At 57.7% G+C, this 7204-nt stretch carries 7 protein-coding genes and 1 pseudogene (1 of these 8 running past the window's edge); 4 read left to right on the plus strand and 4 right to left on the minus strand.

Annotated elements, in window-relative coordinates:
• Both lipA and HQL65_19210 read right to left on the minus strand, forming a co-directional pair.
• Nucleotides 1–414 (minus strand): annotated as a pseudogene (gene lipA, locus HQL65_19205) (lipoyl synthase) (it extends 540 nt beyond the left edge of the window).
• Between the two features lie 93 nt (nucleotides 415–507).
• Nucleotides 508–1641: a bifunctional oligoribonuclease/PAP phosphatase NrnA gene (locus HQL65_19210; GenBank protein ID MBF0138365.1), complete on the minus strand. Its 1134-nt coding sequence runs from the start codon at nucleotides 1639–1641 to the stop codon at nucleotides 508–510.
• Nucleotides 1642–1874: 233 nt separating this feature from the next.
• Here HQL65_19210 and HQL65_19215 point away from each other — a divergent pair, with 233 nt between their 5' ends.
• From HQL65_19215 to HQL65_19230, 4 genes are all read left to right on the plus strand, one after another.
• Nucleotides 1875–2309, plus strand: coding sequence for an OsmC family protein (locus tag HQL65_19215; protein ID MBF0138366.1), 435 nt, complete (start codon nucleotides 1875–1877; stop codon nucleotides 2307–2309).
• 134 nt (nucleotides 2310–2443) lie between these two features.
• Nucleotides 2444–3316: a DsbA family protein gene (locus HQL65_19220; protein ID MBF0138367.1), complete on the plus strand. Its 873-nt coding sequence runs from the start codon at nucleotides 2444–2446 to the stop codon at nucleotides 3314–3316.
• Nucleotides 3317–3355: 39 nt separating this feature from the next.
• Nucleotides 3356–4108: an electron transfer flavoprotein subunit beta/FixA family protein gene (locus tag HQL65_19225; protein MBF0138368.1), complete on the plus strand. Its 753-nt coding sequence runs from the start codon at nucleotides 3356–3358 to the stop codon at nucleotides 4106–4108.
• Nucleotides 4105–5070: an electron transfer flavoprotein subunit alpha/FixB family protein gene (locus tag HQL65_19230; protein ID MBF0138369.1), complete on the plus strand. Its 966-nt coding sequence runs from the start codon at nucleotides 4105–4107 to the stop codon at nucleotides 5068–5070. The genes HQL65_19225 and HQL65_19230 overlap by 4 nt, the downstream gene beginning before the upstream one ends.
• A gap of 144 nt (nucleotides 5071–5214) precedes the next feature.
• Here the strand turns inward: HQL65_19230 and HQL65_19235 are convergent, their stop codons facing one another.
• Nucleotides 5215–6402: a LamG domain-containing protein gene (locus tag HQL65_19235; GenBank protein MBF0138370.1), complete on the minus strand. Its 1188-nt coding sequence runs from the start codon at nucleotides 6400–6402 to the stop codon at nucleotides 5215–5217.
• A gap of 246 nt (nucleotides 6403–6648) precedes the next feature.
• A complete protein-coding gene (locus tag HQL65_19240; GenBank protein ID MBF0138371.1) occupies nucleotides 6649–6825 on the minus strand; it encodes a hypothetical protein in 177 nt (58 codons plus the stop codon).
• Nucleotides 6826–7204: the final 379 nt, after the last annotated feature.

Below are 7204 nucleotides of genomic sequence, written 5' to 3' on the forward strand. Positions count from 1 at the left end.
GTGCAACGCCTCGATGCAGGCGGCAAATTGCCCGGCACCGCCATCGGCCAGATCATCGCGATTGACGGAGGTGATGACCACATGGACCAGGGCCATCTCGCGGGCAGCCGCAGCCACCCGGGCCGGTTCCGCAGGATCCACCGGGCCGGGCCGGGCGGTGGTGACCGCGCAAAAGGCACAGCGTCGCGTACACAAATTTCCCAAAATCATGAATGTGGCAGTTCCGGCATGCCAGCAAGCCCCCATGTTGGGACAGGCTGCCGACTCGCAAACCGTATGCAGTTGATGGCGTCGCACCACCCCCTGCACGGCCCGAAACGCCGCCGAGGTGGGAGCGCGCACCTTGAGCCAGCGGGGTTTTCCCGCCAGGGTCGCGCCCTCTTCCCGACCGGCATCCGATTGTCCGACAACCACGCTTGCGGAAGCCACGTTTGCGGAAACCACGTTTTCAGCGACCACTTTTTCAGAGACCGCGTCTCCAGCGACCACGCTTGCGGCAACCACGCTTCAGGACTCCACACCAATTTTTTGAAAAAACTTGTGGCGAATCTTGTTGCTGAAGGCTTCCCACTTGACTTCGGCCAGGGTTGGATTGTCATGCCCGGAAAGAAAGCCCAAGGGAATTTCAAAGCCACCGGCGCTGCTTTTGCCTCCCCCATAAAAATGGCCTTCTTCATCCCGGCCCAGGGCCTCTTTCAAGAAGGCATCCGGGGCCAGGGTTTGTTTGCTGGTCCGCAGGGAACCCTGAATCACCTCCCGCCCGTCCGGATAGGTGATCACCCCATAGACAATGGCCGTGTGAACCGTCTCTTCGGTGATCAGGAAATCCGCCGCCTGGGGGATGGCATCCCGGTCATCGGAGCGCAGATACCCCACTCCGGAAATGCAAAAATTTTCCCGCATCACCCGATTGGCCAGGGCAATGCGAATCACCTCCATCACCTTGTGATTTCTCTTCTGGTTCAATATTTCAAACAACAGAACCGGATTGACCAGGGGCTGCAAATACATGGCCGCCTGAAAATCGGGGGGCTTGGCATGAATCATACAATCCGAGTCGGAAATGATGCCATGCATCAGGGCAGTGGCCAGCCGCCGGTGTTCTGGCCGGGAATTTTTCAAATCCAGCAATCCGGCCTGGAGATAACTCGTGAAAATGGACGCACTCGCCCCAACCATGCGCAAATCCAGAAACAGGGGCTGCAACCGTTCCTGATCCACATGATGATCCACCACCATCAGAATCGGCACCCCGGCCCGCTCGATGAACTCCGTCATGCGGGAGGTGGTGCCCTGATTGTCGAGAAAAACCGCCCCCTGGTATTGCCCCTTGGGAATCTCTTTTTCCGGCCATTGGAGCATGGTAATATCCAACAGATTGATAAGAGCCAGGTTTTCCTGATGGCTGATGCGTCCGGCATAGAGCAGGTCTGTTTCGATACCATGGCTTTCGGCAAGCAGCTTGTAGCCGAAGGCACAGGAAATGGCATCCGGATCCGGAAAATCCTGCAACACCACGGCATGCCGTTCACCGCTGCGTCCCTGCAACAAGCGGAGCAGCTCTGCCGCCTTGGCCAGTTCGGGAGCCTGTAATTCAGCGAGCGAATCCACTTCTTGCACCACTTCGGTCTCATGAGCCATGCAGATCTCCCCTGTGACTGTGCCTGCCATTGGTAATACCCGTATCCTGGATTGTCCAGGCAAACCCGCCACCTTGTCCAGCAAATTGTCATGGCCCCGCATCGATTCTGGTCTGGATGGCCGTTTGGTATTTTTCCTTTCCATGCCCCTGCCATCTGCGGCATCCTGCGTCACGCTGTAACCGGTTCACCCCCCCCCATTTCCCTGGTTTGTGGAGGTCTGGCATGGCAGAAATCACCGCACGGGTCAAACTGATCGAGGGCATACAAATGCTGGGAGAGTCAGGCTCCCGGCACACGGTGGTCATGGATGGTGCCGAAAGCGTCGGGGGACGCGACATGGGCATCCGTCCCATGGAACTGTTTTTGATCGGCCTGGGTGGTTGCACCTCCATCGATGTCCTGCAAATCCTGCGCAAAGGCCGGCACGACGTGCAGGATCTGGATGTGGCCATCCGGGGCGTGCGGGCCGAAGAGGATCCCAAGGTATTCTTGACCATCAAGGTCCATTTCAAAATCCTGGGTCGGAACATTCCCACCCAGGCCGTGGAACGGGCCATCCGTCTGTCCGAGGAGAAATATTGCTCGGCATCCATCATGCTGGGCAAAACCGCCACCATCGAAACCAGTTATGAAATCGTCAACACGGACGCAGCGGCTGCACCTTGATGGGTCTGCCTCAGCCACAGGCACTTTGTCATCCGGGCACAAAAACCTTATAATCCTGTCGCCGGTCACAGAAGCGTCGCCGGTTGCAGGTATCACCTGATCCGATCACCAGCACTTTGCCAACAGGTCTAGCCATGCTCCGTTTCCGTTCCATTTTTTCCGGGCTGCTTCTCTGCATCTGGCTTGCCATGATGCCCCTGGTGCAGGCCGAAACGTCAGCCACCCCCGGCAACAATCCGCCTACGGCCCCGTCGGCTTCCGGCGCGGCTGCCGTCGCCACACCCGGCAACAATCCGCCCACGGCCCCATCGGCTTCCGGTACGGCTGCCATCGTCCCCCCCGGCAACAATCCGCCCACGGCCCCATCGGCTTCCGGCGCGGCTGCCGTCGCCCCCCCCGGCAACAATCCATCCACGGCAACCCCGGCACCAGCCGTTGCAACCACCCCCCTGCGCTTTGCGGATCTGGTTGCCGGCAAACAGTACATTCAAATTCCCAACCCCCCTCCCTTCACCGGCACCAAGCCCCAGGTGTTGGAAATTTTCAACTTCAAATGTCCCCATTGCTACCAATTGCACCCGGTCTTCGAGGCCTGGGCCGACAAGAATCGGGAGCGGTTCGATATTCAATCCCTGCCCATCGTCTTCGATCCCCAGCCGGATCGTCCGGTCCGGGCCTATTTTACCGGTCTGCTGCTGGGCAAGGGCAAAGAGATGAAACACCTGATCTTCAAGTCCGGTTTCACCGACAAAATGGATATTGAAAATCCGGAAGTCCTCACGTTCCTGGCCGAAGAAGCCGGGTTGAAGGCCGACCAGTTCAAGGCACAACTGAACAGCTTTGGCGTGATTGCCAAGGTTTCCCAGGCCAAGTCGCTGGCGCAAACCTTCGGCATCCGGGGAACCCCTTCCGTAGTGGTGAACGGACGCTATGTGGTGCAGGGACCGCATGGCCAGGGAGATTGGCAGCGCGTCATGGCCATCGTGGAGACCTTGACCGGACATTGAAAAAACCGGGAGTGGCTGCGAATACCATACAAGGACCCCATGAAAATCCTGGTTCCGGTCAAGACAGTTCCCGACCCGGTTCACCCGATCCGTCTGCAACGCCACACCATGGACCTGGATCTGGAGGGGGTGCGTTTCTGTCTCAATCCGTTTGACGAAATTGCCCTGGAAGAGGCCGTGCGGTGTCGGGAAAAGGGGCAGGCCGCAGAGGTGCTGGCGGTCAGTGTCGGTCCTGCGACCTGGCGGGAGGGTTTGCTGACGGCCCTGGCGCTGGGTGCCGACCGGGCCATCCTGATCGAATCCCCCCTCCCCTTGTCACCACTCGATGTCGCCCGTTCTCTTCAGGCTTTGGTCCAGAAAGAACAACCGGGGCTGGTCCTGGCCGGCAAGCAATCCGTGGATGGGGATCATGCCCAGACCGGCCCCATGCTGGCCGGCCTGCTTGGCTGGAGTCAGGCAACCTGTGTGACCCGCCTGGACCTGAGCCAACCAGGTGAGGTGCAGGTCGTGCGCGAGGTGGATGGCGGTCAACAACGGCTGGCGATCATGCTGCCGGCGGTGGTCACGGCGGAGTTGCGTCTCAACCAGCCCCGTTATGCCAGTTTGCCCGCCATCATGCGGGCACGCAACAAACCCCTGCTGCATCTGACCCTGGATGATCTCCACCTGACACCCTCCTTGCACATGGAGATTGTCGCCCTCACCGAACCTCCGGCGCGACCGTCTGGACGACGGGTGGCCAATGTCACCGAACTTGTCGCACACCTGCGCCAGGCCGGATTGTGGCCATGAAGCCCCTGGTCATTGCGGAGTTGCGCCAGGGCAATCTGGCCCCGGCGACGCGCCATGTGGTCACGGCTTCGGCGCATTTGGGAGCGCCGGTTCTCCTGGTGGCCGGCCATGACTGTGCCGAAGCTGCCCGGGAGGGTGCCCATCTGGAAGGGGTCCAGACCGTCCTTCTGGCCGATCACCCTTCCCTGGACCGGCAGCCGGTGGAAAATCTGGCCGCCCTGGTCACAACCCTGGCCGAAAACCACACCCACATCCTGGCTGCCGCCAACACCTTTGGCCATGACCTCTTGCCCCGGGTGGCCGGGTTGCTGGGTGTGGCCATGGCCAGTCAGGTGGTGGAGATTCTGGCACCGGACAGATTTGTCCGCCCTCTGCATGCCGGCAACCTGTACGCCACGGTGCGCCTGCGTGACCAGCCGATCCTGTTGACGGTCCGTTTGAGTGCCTTTCCGCCCGCCATCCCTGGCCAGGAGTGTGCGCCCCTGGAGGGTCTCTCCGTGCCACCTGGAGGCAACCAATCCCGCCATCTGGGGTTCGACCCCTCCCCTCCATCTGAACAGGATTTGCTGACGGCCCGGGTGGTGGTAGGCGGCGGACATGGTTTGGCCGCCGGGGGAAATTTTGCGCCCATCCAGGCGTTGGCCAAACCCCTTCAGGCCGCCGTGGGAGCCACCCGTGCCGCTGTGGATGCCGGTCTGGCTCCCAATGACTGGCAAATCGGCCAGACCGGCAAAAGCATCGCCCCGGATCTGTACATGGCCATCGGCATTTCCGGAACCATCCAGCATGTGGCCGGCATCAAGGATGCCAAAACCATCGTCGCCATCAACCACGATCCCCAGGCACCCATTTTTGCCATCGCCGACTATGGCCTGACCGCCGACCTCTACACGGCCATTCCGGACCTGTTGCAATCTCTCAAATCGAAACAGATGCTTTTAAGCCCGGCGACCTGGTGTTGATTCCCTTTCCTTTCTCCAATCTTGCCTCGGACAAGAAGCGGCCTGTTCTGGTACTGTCCACTCCAAATCGGCACGGGGACTTCGTTGGAATGATCATGGCCAGAATCCAGGAGGAAGGACAGCGCCCTTCCTCCTGGCGAAAAATCAATGATCCACTCTGACACCTTTGGCCCAGGTGAAACCCATGGATTGGGTTTCACTGTTGTGGGACCAGGTTTCAGGCGAGGAATTGATGATGGTGTAGGTACCGGGCTTCAAGAGCGGGCATTTATCGTTCAGTTCCACCTTGGATAGCGACTGGGAACGATGCACATCCGTGGGTACACAGTTCACCAGCCAACTGGTCTTGCTGGCTGCCGTGGCACTCCACGGACCCAGGACGGTGCCGTCTTCATGACGCAAAGAGAGCTGACCGGGAGGTTGCCCTTTGCCGTTGTTCCAGTGATAGGTATGGAGGGCTGTCAGGCGTGTTGGCTGTTTGATGGTGAAGGTCGTTGCCCGGGGTGGATTGTTGTGAACGGTTGCCTTGGATGAGTTGTTGAGGACCCAGACTTCTTCACCCTGGCGTGCCAGGTTGCCCGGAAAATTGACCGGCTTGCCGGTTTGGGATTGTGGACCCGGAGGCTCACCAATGGAGGGCGGGGCAACCTTGCCGCTGGAGGAATCCGTGGGTTTTGTACTTTCAAGCTTGAAAATTTCCTGAATCTCGGCGGCAGCCAGGGGACGATTGTAGATGCGTACTTCATCCATTTTTCCGTCAAATACTTCATGGGCTCCAAACGGTCCGTCAGCAATATACAAAACTCCCGGTTTGTCGAAACTATCGTGCAACCGGATATCATTTCGCGTGAAGACTCCGATGCCATCGTAGAAGTAGGACACCATTTTTTTCCCATGATCGTAGGTAAACGCCACATGATGCCAGGAATTTACATGAAGGGGTATCCCATCCGACTCGACCCCCTCATGATGGTTGCGCATCCTCATTTTCGTATCGGATAGCCTCATCAACCCGAAGTCGATGCCATTGCCTTTCTTTTCAAAAAGAGGATGCCAATTGGAAAGAACCTTCGCATTGAACCATGTGGCCAACGTAAACGATTGCACCGGCTGAAATGCCTCAAACTTCATGCCGGCCTCCTTGCCAGATGGCGAAAAAACAATCGCCTTTTTGGCTGCCCCAAACCTGTCATCGGTCAGTTCCGCACCATACACGGTCTGCTGGGCGTTTCTGCCGCTCTCATCCTTGATGCTGCCGTTGAAAGGGTAATACAAAATCAAGCCATCCTTGAGATCCGCATGGGCGGTCCCCTGCAAGAAGGCTGCTCCCATACATGCTAAAACCATATAACGAATTTTTTTCATTTTGTCAGCTCCCCGCTTTGGTTTATAATTAGTTGCCGGTAGGTTTAGTCTGATACATTGGCTACGATACACACTCAATTGTCGATGTCAATGGGACGCATGCCCGTTGTTGTCCATGTCTGTCCTGTCCGCAACGTGAATGCGCTGCAATGGAACAAAATCACCTACCAAATCCCATCACATGTTCGAATGGTCGGCGAACAGGTTGGTGCCTTACAAATTTCCAGATGGAAATCGACAAACTCCCGAAATGCCTGCCTCACCTTCGGTTACAGACTCGCCGTGAAAAGTGCTGATCGGTTTGACGTCAGCGACACGCCCCACAAAGCATTCATCCTCGTCGCTGTACTCGATCCGGGCTGCATAGCCCTTGTGCATCATGGGGGTCATGACTTGACTCCAATTCGTACCAAAAATTCACGGGTGGCGCGGATTTGGTAAAATTTGGCCTCCTCGCTTGAATGCGGGCGATGAAAATCGGGTAGTGCCCTACGATGGCTTAACCGACTGCCACAGCACTCTCCATATCATCAATAAGATATCTGATTTTAAGCATTTTTCACCCATGCGCGTGACACTCCCTCGGGTAAGGAATTGTCGTGCAAACTCAAGGTGAATAGGTCATGCCATGGCACCACCAACTATCTCACCTTTCATCGTCGGGGATAGGGGAAGCACTGCCAAAACCATGAGATGATCTCCCCTGACGCAATATCTGGGCTAGATAACTCGGAATTATCAGAACATGCCGTCGCCCCCAACCTTGGAT

It is taken from the genome of Magnetococcales bacterium, assembly GCA_015228935.1.
Classification (GTDB): Bacteria; Pseudomonadota; Magnetococcia; order Magnetococcales; family DC0425bin3; genus HA3dbin3.